The sequence below is a fragment of the Curtobacterium flaccumfaciens genome (genome assembly GCF_013359815.1).
In the GTDB taxonomy this organism is placed as follows: Bacteria; Actinomycetota; Actinomycetes; order Actinomycetales; family Microbacteriaceae; genus Curtobacterium; species Curtobacterium flaccumfaciens.
Genome location: NZ_JABMCF010000035.1, coordinates 235741 through 252423, shown reverse-complemented (window position 1 = coordinate 252423; position 16683 = coordinate 235741). Strand labels below are relative to the sequence as shown.

At 72.5% G+C, this 16683-nt stretch carries 16 protein-coding genes; 7 read left to right on the top strand and 9 right to left on the bottom strand.

The window, feature by feature from the left end; genetic code table 11:
- Positions 1-67: 67 nt before the first annotated feature.
- From HP445_RS07330 to nagA, 4 genes are all read left to right on the top strand, one after another.
- A complete protein-coding gene (locus HP445_RS07330) occupies positions 68-1429 on the top strand; it encodes an MFS transporter (RefSeq protein ID WP_206647603.1) in 1362 nt (453 codons plus the stop codon).
- An 81-nt stretch (positions 1430-1510) separates the two neighbouring features.
- Complete coding sequence (gene purU, locus HP445_RS07325) at positions 1511-2371, top strand: formyltetrahydrofolate deformylase (RefSeq protein WP_110861849.1); 861 nt, start codon at positions 1511-1513, stop codon at positions 2369-2371.
- An 8-nt stretch (positions 2372-2379) separates the two neighbouring features.
- Complete coding sequence (locus HP445_RS07320; protein ID WP_128780518.1) at positions 2380-2787, top strand: YrdB family protein; 408 nt, start codon at positions 2380-2382, stop codon at positions 2785-2787.
- Positions 2784-3950 carry an N-acetylglucosamine-6-phosphate deacetylase gene (gene nagA, locus HP445_RS07315; RefSeq protein ID WP_128780517.1) on the top strand — a complete coding sequence of 389 codons (1167 nt, stop codon included), beginning with the start codon at positions 2784-2786 and terminating at the stop codon, positions 3948-3950. The genes HP445_RS07320 and nagA overlap by 4 nt, the downstream gene beginning before the upstream one ends.
- Before the next feature lie 24 nt (positions 3951-3974).
- On the opposite strand, the gene HP445_RS07310 is transcribed toward nagA, so the two are convergent.
- From HP445_RS07310 to HP445_RS07290, 5 genes are all read right to left on the bottom strand, one after another.
- On the bottom strand, positions 3975-4538 hold the full coding sequence (locus tag HP445_RS07310; RefSeq protein ID WP_241660402.1) for a hypothetical protein: 564 nt from the start codon (positions 4536-4538) through the stop codon (positions 3975-3977).
- On the bottom strand, positions 4522-6393 hold the full coding sequence (locus HP445_RS19140; RefSeq protein ID WP_128780516.1) for an alpha/beta hydrolase: 1872 nt from the start codon (positions 6391-6393) through the stop codon (positions 4522-4524). The genes HP445_RS07310 and HP445_RS19140 overlap by 17 nt, the downstream gene beginning before the upstream one ends.
- Positions 6390-6668: a hypothetical protein gene (locus HP445_RS07300; RefSeq protein WP_111029039.1), complete on the bottom strand. Its 279-nt coding sequence runs from the start codon at positions 6666-6668 to the stop codon at positions 6390-6392. Before HP445_RS07300 ends, HP445_RS19140 begins: the two co-directional genes overlap by 4 nt.
- 67 nt (positions 6669-6735) lie before the next feature.
- Positions 6736-9183 (bottom strand): GH92 family glycosyl hydrolase, encoded by a 2448-nt coding sequence (locus HP445_RS07295; RefSeq protein WP_241660401.1) that lies wholly within the window; start codon positions 9181-9183, stop codon positions 6736-6738.
- A gap of 101 nt (positions 9184-9284) precedes the next feature.
- Positions 9285-10175: an SDR family NAD(P)-dependent oxidoreductase gene (locus HP445_RS07290; RefSeq protein ID WP_128780515.1), complete on the bottom strand. Its 891-nt coding sequence runs from the start codon at positions 10173-10175 to the stop codon at positions 9285-9287.
- A gap of 77 nt (positions 10176-10252) precedes the next feature.
- Here HP445_RS07290 and HP445_RS07285 point away from each other — a divergent pair, with 77 nt between their 5' ends.
- Complete coding sequence (locus tag HP445_RS07285) at positions 10253-10825, top strand: TetR/AcrR family transcriptional regulator (protein WP_128780514.1); 573 nt, start codon at positions 10253-10255, stop codon at positions 10823-10825.
- 44 nt (positions 10826-10869) lie between these two features.
- Positions 10870-12045 (top strand): MalY/PatB family protein, encoded by a 1176-nt coding sequence (locus HP445_RS07280; RefSeq protein ID WP_128780513.1) that lies wholly within the window; start codon positions 10870-10872, stop codon positions 12043-12045.
- Between the two features lie 158 nt (positions 12046-12203).
- On the opposite strand, the gene nagB is transcribed toward HP445_RS07280, so the two are convergent.
- The gene (nagB, locus tag HP445_RS07275) at positions 12204-12989 is read right to left on the bottom strand and encodes a glucosamine-6-phosphate deaminase (protein WP_128780512.1); all 786 of its coding nucleotides are present in this window, start codon (positions 12987-12989) and stop codon (positions 12204-12206) included.
- A gap of 59 nt (positions 12990-13048) precedes the next feature.
- Here nagB and HP445_RS07270 point away from each other — a divergent pair, with 59 nt between their 5' ends.
- Positions 13049-13528, top strand: a complete 480-nt coding sequence (locus tag HP445_RS07270; protein ID WP_017888122.1) for an NUDIX hydrolase — start codon at positions 13049-13051, stop codon at positions 13526-13528.
- 171 nt (positions 13529-13699) lie between these two features.
- On the opposite strand, the gene HP445_RS07265 is transcribed toward HP445_RS07270, so the two are convergent.
- The 3 genes from HP445_RS07265 to HP445_RS07255 are packed head-to-tail and all read right to left on the bottom strand — an operon-like array spanning position 13700 to position 16682.
- Positions 13700-14770, bottom strand: coding sequence for an ABC transporter ATP-binding protein (locus HP445_RS07265; RefSeq protein ID WP_071404693.1), 1071 nt, complete (start codon positions 14768-14770; stop codon positions 13700-13702).
- The gene (locus HP445_RS07260) at positions 14767-15681 is read right to left on the bottom strand and encodes an ABC transporter permease (protein ID WP_128780511.1); all 915 of its coding nucleotides are present in this window, start codon (positions 15679-15681) and stop codon (positions 14767-14769) included. The genes HP445_RS07265 and HP445_RS07260 overlap by 4 nt, the downstream gene beginning before the upstream one ends.
- Positions 15678-16682, bottom strand: coding sequence for an ABC transporter permease (locus HP445_RS07255; protein WP_217499763.1), 1005 nt, complete (start codon positions 16680-16682; stop codon positions 15678-15680). Before HP445_RS07255 ends, HP445_RS07260 begins: the two co-directional genes overlap by 4 nt.
- Position 16683: the final 1 nt, after the last annotated feature.

Sequence of the window (16683 nt, the reverse complement as noted above, 5' to 3'; positions counted from 1 at the left end):
CACGTCCACCACCACGACCCCCGACACGACCACGGGCAGCGGCTTCGGCCCGAAGCTCCTCATCCCGGTGCTCGTCGGGCCCCTGCTCAACCCGATCAACACCACGATGGTGTCCGTCGCCCTCACCCCGATCTCCCGCGACCTGGGCATCGGTGCGGCGCAGGCGATCTGGCTCGTCGCGGCCCTGTACCTGGCGAGTGCGATCGCGCAGCCCACGATGGGCAAGCTCGCCGACCGGTTCGGCCCGAAGAAGGTGTTCCTGACCGGGCTCGTCATCGTCGGGATCGCCGGGGTGGTGCCCGAAGTGCTGACCGGGTTCGGCGGGGCCGTGTTCGCCCGGGTGCTCATCGGCATCGGGACGTCGTCGGCGTACCCGGCGGCGCTCACCACGCTCCGACAGCACTCCGTCCGGATCGGGAAGCCCACGCCGCCGCTCGTGCTCGGGGCGCTGTCGATCACGTCGCTCGTGTCCGCCGCCGCCGGCCCGCCGCTCGGCGGGGCGCTCATCGCAGCGTTCGGCTGGCACGCGATCTTCCTGGTGAACGTGCCGCTCGCGGTGTTCGGCATCGTCGTGGCGACGCTCTGGCTGCCGTCCGACCGGCTGCGCCCGCGGGACGACGCTGACCTGCCGGTGCTGCAGGCGCTCGACCCGCTCGGCATGGTGCTGATGACCGGGACCGTCTCGGCGCTGCTCGTCTTCCTGCTCGACCTGTCCGCCGGGCTGTGGTGGCTGCTCGCGGTGGCCGTCGTGCTGCTCGTCGCCCTGGTGGTGTGGGAGCTGCGGGCCGTGCGACCGTTCGTCGACGTGCGGCTGCTCGCCCGGAACGGCGCGTTGTCCCGGACCTACGGCCGCCTGTTCCTGACCTACCTGCTCGCCTACACGATGACCTACGGGTTCTCGCAGTGGGTGCAGGACGTCGCGGGCTACCCGAGCGACGTCGCCGGCTACATCCAGCTGCCGGCCGCGATCGTCGCCGGGGTGGCCTCGTTCGTGGTCGCACGCAAGACCGCGATCCGCGGGCCGCTCGTCGTCGCCGCGCTGGTGCCGATCCTGGGCGGTGTGCTCCTGCTCTTCCTGCACACCGGGTCGCCCGTCGTCCTGCTCGCCCTGACCCCGGCGCTGTTCGGGGTGCCGCAGGCCCTGGCGTCGGTGTCGAACCAGGCGGCGCTGTACCGGCTCGTCCCCGCGGAGTACATCGGCACCGCGGCCGGGCTGTCGCGCACCGCGGTGTACATCGGGGCGATCGCGGCATCCTCGCTCATCGGTGGCGTGTTCGGCCAGGCCCCGACGACGCCGGACCTGCACGTGCTGGCGTGGGTGATCCTCGGCGTCGCGGTGCTCTTGACGGTGCTGACCCTGGCCGACCGCCGCCTGCGGGACGCCGACGCCCGCGCCACCGCCGCTGCTCCCGACGCTGACGCTTCGTGAGCACGAATGGTCGAGTCGCCGCGGCGCACTCGACCATTCCTGCTCACGAAGCACCTCCCCCGCGGCCGGTACCCTGATCCGGTGACCGACCCGACCCCCACGCACTGGACCCTGACGCTCGTCTGCGACGACCAGCCCGGGATCGTGCACGCCGTCTCCGGAGCGATCGTCGCCGCCCAGGGCAACATCACCGAGTCGCAGCAGTTCTCCAGCGCCGACACGAACACCTTCTTCATGCGCCTCCAGGTGATGGCGCCGGTGGACCGCGCCGCCTTCGAGGCCGCGCTCGCCCCCGTCGCCGCCCGCTACGACGCCCGCGTGCAGCTCGACGTCGTCGGGCGTCCGCTGCGCACCCTCGTGCTCGTGTCGAAGGCGGGCCACTGCCTGAACGACCTGCTCTACCGGCAGCGCGGCGGACAGCTGCCGATCGAGGTCCCCCTCGTGCTGTCGAACCACGCGGACCTGTCCGAGCTCGCCGCGTTCTACTCCGTGCCGTTCGAGCACCGCCCGGTCACCGACGCCGAGTCGAAGGAGCAGATGGAGCGGCGCGTGCTGCAGGCGGTGGAGGAGCACGACATCGAGCTCGTGGTCCTCGCCCGCTACATGCAGATCCTGTCGCCCGAACTCTGCGCAGCACTCGAGGGGCGCGCCGTGAACATCCACCACTCGTTCCTGCCCGGCTTCAAGGGCGCGAACCCGTACCGGCAGGCGCATGCCCGCGGGGTGAAGCTCATCGGTGCGACCGCGCACTTCGTGACGAGCGACCTCGACGAGGGCCCGATCATCGAGCAGAACGTCGTCCGCGTCGACCACACCAAGGAACCGGCCGAGCTGGTGTCCATCGGGCAGGACGAGGAGTCCCGCACGCTCACCCAGGCGGTGCGCTGGATCGCGGAGGACCGCGTCCTGCTCGACGGCGCCCGCACCATCATCTTCAAGTAGGCAGCACCATGACCAACCCCCCGCAGTCCCCCGTCGACTGGGAATCGGTCCCCGACCCGGCAGCCGTCCGGCAGCCGCGACGGCGGTTCGAGGCCTGGATGATCCTGCGGATCGCCGTGATGGCGTTCGGCCTGCTGTCCCTGGCCTTCTGGGGCTACTGGTCGTGGCAGCTCCCGCTCCCCGGCTACCTGTTCATGGTCGGGGCTCCCCTGTTCGCCGCGGTCGTCTGGTACTTCTTCCGGTCGCCGCGCTCCCCGATCGAGACCGACATCGTCGGCAAGACCATCGTCGAGGTCGCCCTGGTCGTCGCCGCAGGCGCGACCTGGATCTCCATCGGCCACCCGGTCGTCGGCATCGTCTTCATCGTGATCGCCGCCCTGAGCGGCGTGATCGCGTTCCGCAAGGAGACCGCATGAGCACCACGGGCCTCCAGACCGGCCAGGAGGCCCAGCGCACGCTGGTCCGCGCAGCCCGCGTCGTCGACGCGGCCGGCACCACGGCCGACGGCTGGGTCCTGGTCGTCGGCGACACGATCCACGCGACCGGCTCCGGCCCCGAGGCCCCCGCGGCCGACCGGGTCGTCGACCTGGGCGACGCGGTCCTGACGCCCGGATTCGTGGACCTGCACGGACACGGTGGGGCGACCGAGGCGTACGAGGACGACTCGTTCGACCGTTCGCTCGCGATGCACCGTTCGCACGGCACGACCCGCTCCGTCCTGTCGCTCGTCGCGAACCCGGTCCCCGCGCTCGCGGCGTCGCTGGCCCACGTCCGCGCCGTGATGGCGACCGACCCGCTCGTGCTCGGTGTGCACCTGGAGGGACCGTTCCTGTCCCCGCACAACAAGGGCGCCCACAACGAGTCGTTCCTGATCGACCCGACCCCCGCCGCGGTCGACGCCCTGCTCGAAGCGGGAGAGGGCGTCATCCGCCAGGTCACGATCGCGCCCGAGCTGCCCGGAGCCCTCGACGCCGTCCGCCGCTTCGTCGACGCCGGCGTCACGGTCGCCGTCGGCCACACCGTCGGCACGTACGACCAGGCGCGGGCCGCGTTCGACGCCGGCGCGACGATCCTGACCCACGCCTGCAACGCGATGCCCGGGCTGCACCACCGCGCACCGGGGCCGATCGGCGCCGCCGTGTCGGACGACCGTGTGACGCTCGAGCTCATCCTGGACACCGTGCACGTGCACCCGGTCGTGGCGGACACGCTCTTCCGAGCGACGCCGGGTCGGGTGGCGCTGATCACCGATGCGATGGGTGCCGCCGGCGCTGCGGACGGCTCGTACCGGCTCGGGTCGCTCGACGTCACGGTGACCGACGGCGTCGCACACGTGGCGGGGACGGAGACCATCGCGGGGTCGACGCTGACGCAGGACGTGGCGCTCCGCAACGCGGTCTCGCTTGCCGGGCGGACCCTGCCCGAGGCCGTGGCGGCGCTGACGAGCGTGCCGGCCGGAGCGCTGGGGCTCGGCGACCGTCTGGGTCGGCTGGCGCCGGGGTTCGCCGCCGACATGGTGGCGCTGACGCCGTCGCTCGAGGTCGAGCGCGTCTGGGGTGGCGGGCGCGAGCTGCGCTGAGCACGCACGGCTCGCTCGGACACGTCACGGTAGGTCGGTCGGGCGGGGGTTGAGGGGCTCACCGAACCGTGGGGCCCGGCCCGGGACACAGTGCCCGTAGATGGACACGTCCGCATGGGACTCGTACGCCTGGAACAGGACGGCGAAACCGTCCCCTGCCGTCCCACCGAGGTAGCCGTTCGGGTAGCTGACGACGGTGCGCTCGGGCGTCAGCGTGTCGTCGTGCTGCACGCGGGCTCCGTCGTACCCGATCGCAGCGAGCGCCTTCGTGACGCGCTGGGCGACCTGGTCGGGCGTGCCCGGGAGCGGGAGCCTGCGTGCGGCCGAGTACGAGTACTGGGCGGCTTCCTGGTCGCCGGTGCCGCAGATGAACCACGCGGGTTCGTCGTCGCCCCAGCCGTCCTGCCCGACGACCGAGCGCACGGCGGCGAAGATGTCCAGGACGTCCTGGTGCGACTGTTCGACGTTCATCGACGTGTCCTTCTGCATCGGGGAGTGCGGGACGGGGCCGGTGCACCCGGCCAGGAGCGCGGTGACCACCAGGGCTCCGGCGAGGGCGGCGCCCCGCGGTTCAGAGCATCGGGTCACCGGTGCCCCCGGTCTGCCAGCCGTACATGAGCCAGTCGTCCTGGGTCTGCTGCCGCATCCGATCGAAGGGGCCGCCGCGCTCCGGGATCTCGTCTCCGAGTCCCATCGCCGCTCGCGCAGCGTTGTGCTGGGCGGTGGTCCCGTTGTCGAAGTAGGAGTACCGGCCGTCGTCGTCATCGCCGTCGAACGGCCCGTGGCGGGTGACGCCGTGCAGGGTGCCCGACCCACGACCCTCGGTCTCGGAGCTGAACGCGTGCGCGTCCCACGTGGACTCGGTCGGGTCACGCCGACCGGACAGGTTCTGCCCGGTGACGGCCCAGCCGTCCTTCGCGCCCTGGCTGGCGAAGACCTGCCCCTCGGGCACGTGCAGCGCGGACGCGTTCGGTACGGCGTCCGTCACACCGGCCGAGCCGAGCAGCACCACGTGGTCGGCGTGGGTCTTCGTCAGGGCGATGGTCGCCACGGTCGTGCCGTAGGAGTGCCCCATGACGGTCAGGTCGGCGTCCCGCCCGGCAGCCGCTCGTGCCGCGTGGAACCCGTCGAGGTCGGCGACGAGTCGCTCGGCGCCCGCTCGCGCTCGGTCGTCCGCCAGGACGGTCCGGAAGGACGGGTCGTCGGCCATCGGCGGGTGGTAGCCGATCCAGGACAGGACGGCCACGTCGCCCGCGCGGGCACCGGACACCCGAACCTGCGCAGCACGCATGCCGATGGCGATCGCTCCGTAGTCCTGCACCGTGCCGTCCTGGTACGTCGCGGTGTTCATGCCCGGCACGATGACGCTGACGTGCGTGGCACGGTCGAGGTCACCCGCGACGATCTGCGCGAGCGGGGGACGGTCGTCGACGAGTGCCACCAGCGAGACCGGTGTCGTGGCGAGGGTGTCCTGGATGTTCCGGTAGGCGTTGCGCTGCCGTTCCCAGACGAGCAGCTGCTCCCGTGCCGTCGCCGCTTCGGCCGGGTTCCGGGCGGCGTCGTGCCGCCCACGCCAGTGGCGGACCTGCTTCCGCGCGTGTGCGAGCCGGTCAGCCAACACCGTCGTGTTCGCCCGTGCCCGCGCCCAGGAGGCGACACCGTTCAGGTTGCCGATGACCGCCGGCATCGCCACGACGAACGCCCGCTGGACGGCGGACGGCACACCGTCGACGCCCGACATCGCCTGCCACCACCCGGCCACCTGCGCAGGGTCGAGTCCGGCGAGCCGCTCGGCGACCCGTGCGTCGTCACCGAGCGCGGCGACGGTCTCCGGGTCGAGGGTGCCGAGCCAGGTGAGGAACTGCCCGTCACTCATCGCGGACACGACCGTCGCGGAGACCAGCTTGCCGAGCACCGACCGGTCCTCGAGCGCGGAGGCCGCCGCTCGGTCGGCTGCGGCTCGGCGGGCGACGAGCTCGTCCCACTGTGCCGTCAGCCGAGCGTCCAGCGCTGCCAACCACTCGCCGCTGCGCTCCAGCTGCTGCAGGAGCGCACGGTCCGACTCGACCGCATCCGGTCCGGACGCCACCACGGTGGCATCGCGGATCGCCCGCTGGTTGGCCGCGATGTCGTCCGCGGTGTTCCGCCGGGTCGTCTGCAGGCTCGCGGCGTCGTCCTGGATCTCCCGCACCTGGCGTGCGTAGGTGGCGAGTGCGGCCGACGCCGCGTCCAGCCGCGCCGCGACGCGCTGGGCACTCGCCGGCATCGCCGCCGCCGTCACGAGGAACCGCTGTTGCGCCCGCCCCGCCCAGCCGGACGCCGCGTGCTCCGCGGCGACGAGCACGTGCCGGGCGCCGTCACGGACCGCGTCCGAGTGGTCGTCGTGCCGACGGGCGATCCGCTGGATGCCGTCCGGGTCGCCCGCGATCGGGTCCGCGCTCACCGGACCCGCCGGGCGAGGTCGGCATCCGCACGCAGGACCGCTTCGGCGGCGGCGGTCACGTACTCGCGCAGCGTGTCCGCGTCGTCACCGAGGGACCGGATCATCGCGTCGTGCGCCCTGGCCGACGCGACGAACGCGGACTCGACAGCCCCCGAGCCGAACGCGCCGCCGTCCGAACCGGACAACGGGCGCTCAGAGCGGAGGTCGGTGACCGCCTGCCCCGCCGCTCGTGCGACCGCCTGCATGGTCGGCAGGTCGACCGTCAGATCCCCCATGGTGCCCCCTCGTGTTCCCCGAGGAGGTCAACATATCACCGCTGAAGTACGGTGTGTCAAGCAGTGTTCAGCGGTCGACCGGGCGCCCCCGCTGGCCACTCGCCCACGACGTGTCCGCCGTGTCCCCGACCCGCAGGGACAACGTGCCGCCCCGCGTCACGAACGACGCCGGCACCCAGGACCACTCGTGCGTCCACCCGTTCAACCGGGCGCCCTGCACGTACGGCTCGGTCCCCGAGGACCGGATGAGGATCCGCTCGCCGCTGGAGCGCCGGATGTCGACCGTGCTGAACGTCGGGCTGCCGATGAGCATCTCCGCTCGCCCGGGCGTCTGCGGGAACAGGCCGATCGAGGCGAAGACGTACCAGGCGCTCATGGTGCCGAGGTCGTCGTTGCCCGGCAGGCCGCCTGGGCCGGTCGAGTAGGCGTCGTCCACGACCTGCCGCACGGTCTCCTGCGTCTTCCAGGGCTTGCCGAGCGCGTTGTACATCCACGGCGTGTGGATGTCGGGCTCGTTCGTCGGGTCGAACTTCGTGGCGTCGCCGCCGGTCACCGCGAACGCACCGGTGCTGTCGTGGAAGAACTCATCGAGCCGAGCGGTTGCGGCGTCGTCACCGCCGAGCGCGCTCGACAGGCCCCGCACGTCCTGCGGCACGAGCCAGGTGTACTGCGCGCTGGTGCCCTGTGCGAACCCGGTGCCGGTCGAGGGCGACCAGTCGGGCGTCCACGATCCGTCGGCCTGACGAGCAGCCTGGTAGCCGACGGCGGCGTTGAAGGTGTTCTTCCAGTAGGTCCCACGCTTCGCGAACATCCGGGCGTCCGAGCGCAGCCCGAGGGAACCCGCCCAGTGCCCGAGCGCGCTGTCGGAGATCGAGTCCTCGAGGGTCTCGGCCGCACCACCCCAGCAGGAGCAGTCGTCGTTCGCCGCGTACTGGCGCTCCAGGTACTCGTCGAGTGCGGGCCGCTGCGCCAGGCACTGCCCCGGGCACCCGATGTCGCTCTCGGCGTCCGCGTTCTCGACCGTCGCCTGGTGCTTGAGCGAGGCGTAGGCGGCCCGGACGTCGAAGTTCCGGACGCCCATGGCGTACCAGGTGGCGAGCGTCGCGGCCGAGGGGTCGCCGGTCATCACGTGCGTCGGCGCTCCGAGGTGCAGCCACCGGTCCCACACGCCGCCGTTCTGCTCGGCGAACCGCAGCATCGACTGCGCCATGTCCCCGGCGACGTCCGGCCGCAGCAAGGCCAGCAGCTGGATCTGCGCCCGGTACTGGTCCCACCCGGAGTACGTGCCGTAGACGGCCCGGTGTCCGCGGTCCATCCGGTGCACCCGCAGGTCGGGCCCGAGGTAGCGCCCGTCGCGGTCGTTCAGCGTGTTCGGCTGCATGAGTGCGTGGTAGACGGACGTGTACAGCTGGGTGGTCCGGTCCGCCGTGCCGCCACCGACGCGCAGGCGCGACAGTTCACGGTTCCAGGAGGCCCGTGTGCCGGCCGCCACGCTGGCGACGGTCGAGCGCTTGGTCACCTCACCGTCACGGTTGGCGACCGCCCCGGCCGCGCTCACGTACGAGATGCCGATCTTCGCCTGCACCGTCGCTCCGCGACGCGCATCGAACCCGACCCACGCGCCGGAGCCGCGTCCGGCGCGGTCGGCGCCGGTCAGGTAGCCCTCCCCACCGGAGGAGGACGTGCCTCCAGGCTGGACCGTGCCGTCCTTCCAGGTGCCGGTGCTCGCGAACGCCGTGTCGAAGGTCGCGGTGAAGTAGAGGCGGTAGTAGCTGCGGCGGTCCGGGTTGGTGGCGCCGCCGCCGTTCGCGCGGCGGCTGCAGAAGCCGCCGGTCAGGACGCTGCCGCTGACCGTGCGGGTGCTGGGGTCGACGCGGGTGATCGCGGCCTCGCTGCCGTTGATCGAGTTCGACGTGCGGAAGAGCAGGTTCGCGTCCTTGCCGGCCGGGAACGTGAACGCACCGACGCCGGCGCGGGTGGTCACGGCGAGGTCGGTGCGGACGCCGTTGTCGAGCGTGACGCCGTAGCGGCCGGGGCTCGCGGACTCCTGGTCGTGGGAGTACCCGGCGGCGTAGACGGCGTCCTTCGAGTCGGCGGACGGCGAGGTCGTGACCGGGGTCGTGACCGGCATGATCGGCACGTCACCGGCAGCCCCGGGAGCACACCCGGCACCGTTCAGGTGCGTCAGGCTGAAGCCGCGCAGCCGGTTCACGTCGTACGAGTAGCCGTTCGCGACCGGGGTCGACGTCTGGTCGCCCGCGGTGCCCGTGGGGCTCCACTGCATCATGCCGAACGGCGCGGTGGCCCCGGGCCAGGTGTTGCCGTTGTTGCTCGTGCCGATGAAGGGATCGACGTACCGCGCGGGATCGCTGACGGTGCGCCCGGCCTGCGTCGAGGGCGTGGCCACGGCCGGCGCGGCGACGATCGCCGTGCCCAGCAGTGCGGCGATCGTGGCCACCGCGGCGAGCGGGAGCGGACGGACGAGCGGGCGACGGTGCACGCGAGATCGGTTCACATCGGTGACGCTAGCCCCCTCGGACGGGGGACGCCGCCCGCGTCACCGAGCGCTCTCCCGCTGTTCACGTCGGGTTCGGCGACGGGCCCGGCCCCGCCCGGTCAGACGACGGTGCGGGCGGCGACCTCGTCGACGAAGGTGCGGACCCGCTGCCGGAACACCGGGTCGGTGGCGGCCCCGCGGACGGGCACGACGTGCAGCCGCCGGTCACCCCGACGCAGCGCCGGCCCGACGAACACCCCCTCGGCGACGTCCGGCGCGGTGGCCGACCAGAGCGTCGAGCGAGCGCCGTCCTCCGCGGTCCGCGCCATGCTGCGGGCGATCATGCCGCCGAGGCGCTGCGCGACGGTCTCGGCCTGGTCGTTCATCCCCGTCGCCGCGATGCCCGGGTGTGCGATGACCGAGCGGACGTCCGAGCCGGCCGCGCGGAGCCGCTCACCGAGGTCGACCGCGAGCGCCGTCGCCGCCGTCTTCGAGTCGGTGTACACGGCGAGCTGCGAGTAGTCGCCCGGATCGTCGACCCCGCCCGGTGCGGGCACGCGGCGGGTGCGCTGCGACAGGTTCGACCCGACGAGGACGACCCGGGGCGACGGTCCGCCGAGCACCGGGAGCATCGCGTCGGCGAGCACGGCCGGGCCGACGACGTTGGTGGCCCAGGTGCGCTCGATGCCCTCGTCGGTCAGCCCGAACGCGCCGAGCGTCGCGCCGGCGTTGTTGACGAGGGCGTCCACGACGATGCCGTCCGCGGCGAGCTGCCGGGCGAACGCCGTGACCGAGGCGACCGACGCGGTGTCGACGACCCGTGCCTCCAGGCCGACGGGCAGGACGCGAGCCGCCTTGTCGGGGTTGCGGACCGCCGCGATGACGCGTGCTCCGGCGGCTGCGAGTCGGGTCGCGACCACCAGACCGAGTCCGCCGGTCGCGCCGGTGACCACCACGGTCCGGCCGTGCTGGTCGGGCATCGCGGACGGTTCCCACTCGAACGTGTCCATGGTCGTCTCCTGCTCACTCGTCGTCTGGAATCGGATGATCCATCCGGAACGCTAGCACAAGCGGATAGACTGTCCGTATGACGATCGCGATGGCCCGACCCGAAGCGCTGCGCTCCGATGCGCAACGCAACCGGACCGCGCTGCTCGACGTCGCCCGGTCGTTCGTCGAGCGGGGCGAGCAGCCGCTGCTCAACGCCGTTGCACACGACGCCGGTGTGGGTGTCGGGACCGCCTACCGGCACTTCCCGTCGCAGCAGCACCTGCTCGAGGCGCTCGCGATCGACGCGCTCGAGGACATGCTCGACCTCGTTCGTGTCGCCGTCGCGCTGCCCGACGCGGCGGACGCGCTCCGGGGGGTCGTGACGGCTGCGTTCCGGAGCATGGTCGACGACGCGGCCCTCGGCGACCTCCTGACGAACGGCGGGTTCTCGTGCGCCGACACCGCGGCGCTCGCGGGCGACCTGGTCGAGTCCGTCGACGCGCTGCTCGCACGGGCACGGGCCGAGGGGCTCGTGCGTGCCGACGTCGACGCGGACGACCTGCGACGGCTGCTGTGCGGGATGCGGGTGGCTGCCGTGGCGGGTGGCTCCCGGGTGCACGACCCCGAGCGCTACGTCGAGGTGCTGCTGGCGGGCCTCCGCCCGGCCTGACCACCACCCTCGCGCCCCGCGTGCCTCGCTGTCAGGATGGGCGCATGAGCGTCATGGTGTCCGTCTTCGATGCGTACCGGTCCCGCACGAGCGAGAAGTACACGGCCTACCCGCCGGACGTGCTCCCCATGTTCGTCGCCGAGATGGACAGCATGCTCGCCGAACCGATCCGCGACGCCCTGGTCACGGCGGTGACGAACGGCGACACCGGGTACGTCGGGCACGGACGGGCCCTGCCCGAGGCGTTCGCCGACTTCGCCGAGAGCCGGTGGGCTTGGCGGGTCGACCCCGACCTGGTCCGCACCACCACGGACGTGTCGGTCGCGGCGGTCGAGGTGCTGCGCCGGGTCATCGAGCCGGGCGACCAGGTGGTCATCATGCCGCCCGTGTACCCGCCGTTCTGGGAGTACGTGTCCGAGGCCGGCGGCACCGTCACCGAGGTCCCGCTGCTCGCCCCCGCAGGCCCGGCCGACCCCTTCGACACCACGGCCGGCTGGCGGATGGACCTGGACGGCATCGCACAGGCGTTCGCCGACGGAGCCCGCACGGTGCTGCTCTGCAACCCGCACAACCCCCTCGGCCTGGTGCACGACCGCGCGTCGCTCGTGGCACTCGCGAAGCTGGCCGCCGAGTGGGGCGCCGTCGTGGTGTCCGACGAGATCCACGCGCCGCTCGTGCACGCCGACGCGGTGTTCACGCCGTTCCTGGAGTCCTGCCCCGAGGCCGCGTCGCTCGGTGTCGCCCTGACGAGTGCGAGCAAGGCCTGGAACCTCGCCGGCACGAAGTGCGCGATGATGATCGGCGCCTCGGAGCGGGCCCGCGCCTGGTTCGACGGACTGCCGACCGAGGTCGTCGAGCGCACCGGCATCCTCGGCTACACGGCGAGCGTCGCCGCCTTCAGCGAGGGCGAGCCGTGGCTGGCGTCACTGCTCACCGAGCTCGCGGCGAACCGGCGCACCCTGGCCGAACGGATCGGCGACGTGCTGCCCGGTGCCGAGTACCGGCAGCCGCAGGCGTCGTACCTGGCGTGGCTCGACCTGCGGGCGCTGCCGTGGGGCGACGACCCCGCAGCGGAGCTCGTCGACCGGGCGAAGGTGGCGCTCGGCTCCGGCCCGGCGTTCGGACGGCAGGGCCGGGGCTTCGCGCGGCTGAACTTCGGGTGCTCGGCGGAGACGCTCGACGAGGGACTCAGCCGCCTCGCCGCAGCGGCCAGGGCCTGACCACCGGACGTGGACGTGGACCTGGCCGGCAGACGCCGGCGTCCCCGTTCGACGCCGTGCAACTGTCGACACGCCCCCGAATTCGGCGGCGTGTCAGCGCTCCGGCGGCGTCGCAGCAAGACGCCGGCGTCTGACTTCAGCACGACGCCGGCGGCCGCCTACTCGAACCGCTGCCAGGCCGGCTTGTTGGCGTACGTGTAGCGGTAGTAGTCGGCGAGCTGCAGCCCGGCGGCGGCTTCCTCGTCGACGACGACGGTCGCGTGCTCGTGCAGCTGCAGGGCCGAACCGGGCACGAAGGAGCTGAGCGGCCCCTCGATCGCAGCGGCGACGGCCGCCGCCTTCGACGGGCCCTGGGCGACGAGGACGAGCTCGCGGGCCTCGAGGATGGTGCCGAGCCCCTGCGTCATGCAGTGCGTCGGGACCTGCTCGGGCGAGTCGAAGAAGCGCGCGTTGGCGTCACGGGTCGACGGCGCGAGGGTCTTGATGCGCGTACGCGAGGCGAACGACGAGGTCGGCTCGTTGAACCCGATGTGGCCGTTGGCCCCGATGCCGAGGATCTGCACGTCGATCCCGCCCGCGGCACGGATCGCGGCGTCGTACTCCTTGGCCGCGAACTCCAGGTCGGCGGCACGGCCGTCCGGCACCCGCACGCGCGAGGCGTCGAAGCCGAGCGGTGCCACGACGTCGCGGGCGATCACGGCCGCGTACGACTCGGGGTGCTCGAGCGGGATGCCGACGTACTCGTCGAGGGCGAACCCACGGGCCTCGGCGAACGAGATCTCGCCCGTCTGCACCCGGCGCTGCAGGTCGGTGTAGATGCCCTGCGGGCTGGATCCGGTGGCGAGACCGATGACGGCGGACGGCTTCTTGGCGACGACGGACGCGATCTTGGCCGCGGCGACGCGACCGACCTCGTCCGGCGTGGGCAGGATGATGATCTCCACACGGTCAGCCTACTGGTCATGACCAGTCTGCGACAGGGGTCTGTGGGTAGCGTGGACGCATGCCGACACCCGACTTCGTCCTGTCCCTGCGCGAGAAGATCGGCACGGCGCCGCTCTGGCTGTCGGGCGTGAGCGCCATCGTGACCCGCGGCTCCGGCGCCGACCGTGAACTGCTCGTGGTCCGGCGGGCCGACACGGGCGCGTACACCCCGGTCACCGGGATCGTCGACCCGGGCGAGGAACCCGCCGTCGCCGCCGAACGCGAGGTCCTCGAAGAAGCCGACGTCGTCGCCGTCGCCGAACGCCTGGCCTGGGTGCAGGTGCTGCCCGAGATGACCTACCCGAACGGCGACCGGTCGCAGTACCTCGACCTCGTCTTCGCCTGCCGGTACGTCTCCGGCACGCCGAACCCCGCCGACGGCGAGAACACCGAGGCGTTCTGGGCTCGGCTCGACGCCCTGCCCGACATGTCGGAGAACATGCGGGCACGCGTCGAGGCCGGGCTGGCCGACGAGCGCGAGGCGCGCTTCCAGCGCTGACCCCGCCGGTCTGGAGGCGCGGTGCCAGGCCGCCACGGGCCTCCCGTCCGTCATCGGTGCCGCCCACCCCGCCAAAGCGACAGAAGTCCGCGAAGCATCCGCGCCCATCTGTCGCTTTCGCGACGGTGAGCGCGGTCGCGAGCGCGATCTGTCGCTTTCGCGGGGGGGGAGCTACGCGAGCGGCGCGACCGCCACGGGTGCGCCGAGCAGGCGCACGGCGACGGGGTCGCCGGTGGCCCGGCGGTCGCCGACCTCGTGCTGGACGGTCACGACGGTGTCGTCGTCCAGGCGGACGGTGGTGCGGCGGATCGACCCGAGGAAGCTCGAGGTGACGACGGTGCCGGTGATGCCCTCGGGGGCGAAGGCGATGTCCTCCGGCCGGACGTAGGCGAGCACCGGCCCGTCCGGAGCCGAGGAGTCGAGAGCCGGCACCCGGAACCCGTACACGAAGACGTCGCCCCCGCGCAGGTCGCCCTGCAGCCGGTTCGACTGGCCGACGAAGTCCGCCGTGAACGCCGACGACGGGGTGCGGTAGAGCTCTTCTGGCGTGCCGACCTGCTCGATGTCGCCCGCCTGCATCACGGCGATCCGGTCGGAGACGGCGAGCGCCTCCTCTTGGTCGTGCGTCACGAACACCGTGGTGATGCCGAGGTCGCTCTGGATGCGGCGGATCTCGTCGCGCAGCGAGACCCGGACCTTCGCGTCGAGGGCCGACAGCGGCTCGTCGAGCAGGAGCACCCGGGGGCGGGTGACCAGGGCACGGGCCAGGGCGACGCGCTGCTGCTGCCCGCCGGAGAGCTGGTGCGGGTACCGCTCGGCGAACTCGCCGAGGCGGACCATGTCGAGGGCCTCGACCACGCGGCTCTTGCGCTCGGCGGCGGGGACCCGGCGCATCTCGAGGCCGAAGGCGACGTTCTGCCGCACCGTCATGTGCGGGAACAGCGAGTACTGCTGGAACACCATGCCGATGTCGCGCTTGTTGACCGGGGTGTCGGCGACGTCCCGGCCGTCGATGCGGATCGAGCCGGCGTCGATGGCCTCGAGTCCCGCCAGCGCGCGGAGCGCCGTCGTCTTGCCGCAACCGGACGGCCCGAGGAGCGAGACGAACTCCCCCGGCTCGACGCGGAGGGACAGTCCCGCGAGTGCTCGGTGTGCGCCGTAGTGCTTCTCGACGGCGTGGAGTTCGACGACGGCGCCGGTGGTGGCGAGGGACGCGGGGGCGGCCGGAGCGGTGACGGTCATGCGGACTCCTCGAGGCGGGGACGACGGGTGGTGCGGGTGCGGCGGACGCGGCCCGTGCGACGGGTCCCGATGCGGCCGATGAGGACGAGCAGCACGAAGCCGAACGCGAGCGCGGCGACCGAGAAGATCGCGGCGACGTACGGGTCGGTCCCCTGCACGAGCACGAGCCCGGTCTGGAACGTGCTGCGGGAGAGGAACGCGGCGAGGGTGTACTCGCCGAGGACCACGGTGATCGTGAGGAAGCACGCGGCGGTGATGCCCCGACGCAGGTTCGGCAGGAGCACGCGCCAGGTGACGGTCCACCACGAAGCGCCGAGCGACCGGGCCGCCTCGGACAGGACGATCAGGTCCGTCGCGGTGATGGCGGCGGCGATCGGGCGGAACGCGAACGGCAGCGTGATGATCCCGATCGCGAACGCCAGCGTCCAGGAGCCGGACCCGAAGACCTGCGAGACGACCTGGTACACGGGGATGAACCCGACGACGAGCACCACGACCGGCACGGTGATCGGCACGATGCAGACGAACTCCAGAACGCTCCGGAGCCTGGGGTAGCGGAGCGCGGTGATGATCTGGGCCGGCAGCAGCACGAGCAGCACGATCCCGACGGTGATCACGGCGATGAGCAGCGACGCCCCGAGCCCGTCGAACACCGGCTGGTAGGTGAACGCGTTGGCCGGGTCACCGATCGCTGCCCAGTGCGCGAAGGTGAGCCCGCCGTCGGTGCCCTGCCGGAAGGTGAACTGCAGCAGGGCGACCAGCGGCACGGCGAACAGGAGCCCGATCACGGTGAGCACGATCGTTGCCGCACTACGGGACGGGGCCGTGCCGAAGCGGCGGACGCGGGACGGGCCTCCGAGCCGAACCGGCTGCGCCGTGCGGACCGGACGGACCGGGGCAGCCGCGCTCATCGCTGCCACCGTGCGGCACGGCGCTGCAGCAGCGAGTACGCGCCCATCACGACCGCCATCACGACGACCATGCCGAAGGCGAGCACCCCGGCGACGTTCTGCAAGCCGGCGAGCGTCTCGCTGGTGAGCTGCGTGCGGATCGTCAGCGGCACGATGCCGCCCTGCGAGATGAGGGCCGCGGCGGTGGCGAACGACGAGAAGCCGTTCGCGAACAGCAGCAGGAGCGACCCCCAGAACGCCGGTGCCAGGACCGGCAACGCGATCCGGCGCCAGTACGTCAGGCGCGAGGCGCCGAAGGTCGCGGCGGCCTCGCCCCACTGGGCCTTGACGCCCTCGAGTGCGGGCATGAACGTGAGGACCATGAGCGGCACCTGGAAGTAGACGTAGGGGATCACGAGCCCGGGCACCGTGTACAGGAAGGCGCCGTCCGCGTTGAGGTCGACGTGGAAGACCGTGACCAACCACGTCGTGACGAGGCCCTGCACGCCGATCGTGGCGATGAACGCGAACGCGAGCATGACCCCGCCGAACTGGGCGAGGACGCTCGCGGCCGAGTCGATCATCGACCGGACCAGTCCGTCCGGCCGCAGTGCCGAGAGGGCCCAGCAGACGACCGCGCCGAGCACGGCACCGATGACCGCGGAGGCGGCGGACAGGCCGAACGACCCGCCGAACGCCCGCAGCACGGATGGGTCGGCGAAGGCCGCGAGGTTCGCGAACGTGAACGCTCCGGAGCCGTCGAAGAAGCCACTGCCGATCGCGATCACGGCGGGGACCGCGAGGAACAGCAGGACGTAGGCGGCAAAGGGCGTCAGCCCCAGCCAGGCGAGGCCGACGCGGCGCCGGACACGGGGTCCGGCACCGCGGCGGACGGCATCGGCGGACGCTCGTGCGGACGTCGGGCGCACGGGGCTCGTCGCGCTCGTCGCGCTCGTCGCCGGTGCGGCGTCGGTTGCGGCTGCGCCGCTCGCCGCGGGCGCGTCTGCCGATGCGGTGGCCATG

Coding starts and splice junctions, on each gene's coding strand:
- HP445_RS07320 (WP_128780518.1), top strand. CDS start 2,380: ATGACCAACCCCCCGCAGTCCCCCGTCGACTGGGAATCGGTCCCCGAC.
- nagA (WP_128780517.1), top strand. CDS start 2,784: ATGAGCACCACGGGCCTCCAGACCGGCCAGGAGGCCCAGCGCACGCTG.
- HP445_RS07300 (WP_111029039.1), bottom strand. CDS start 6,668: ATGGGGGATCTGACGGTCGACCTGCCGACCATGCAGGCGGTCGCACGA.
- HP445_RS07290 (WP_128780515.1), bottom strand. CDS start 10,175: ATGGACACGTTCGAGTGGGAACCGTCCGCGATGCCCGACCAGCACGGC.
- HP445_RS07285 (WP_128780514.1), top strand. CDS start 10,253: ATGACGATCGCGATGGCCCGACCCGAAGCGCTGCGCTCCGATGCGCAA.
- HP445_RS07280 (WP_128780513.1), top strand. CDS start 10,870: ATGAGCGTCATGGTGTCCGTCTTCGATGCGTACCGGTCCCGCACGAGC.
- HP445_RS07270 (WP_017888122.1), top strand. CDS start 13,049: ATGCCGACACCCGACTTCGTCCTGTCCCTGCGCGAGAAGATCGGCACG.
- HP445_RS07265 (WP_071404693.1), bottom strand. CDS start 14,770: ATGACCGTCACCGCTCCGGCCGCCCCCGCGTCCCTCGCCACCACCGGC.
- HP445_RS07260 (WP_128780511.1), bottom strand. CDS start 15,681: ATGAGCGCGGCTGCCCCGGTCCGTCCGGTCCGCACGGCGCAGCCGGTT.
- HP445_RS07255 (WP_217499763.1), bottom strand. CDS start 16,682: ATGGCCACCGCATCGGCAGACGCGCCCGCGGCGAGCGGCGCAGCCGCA.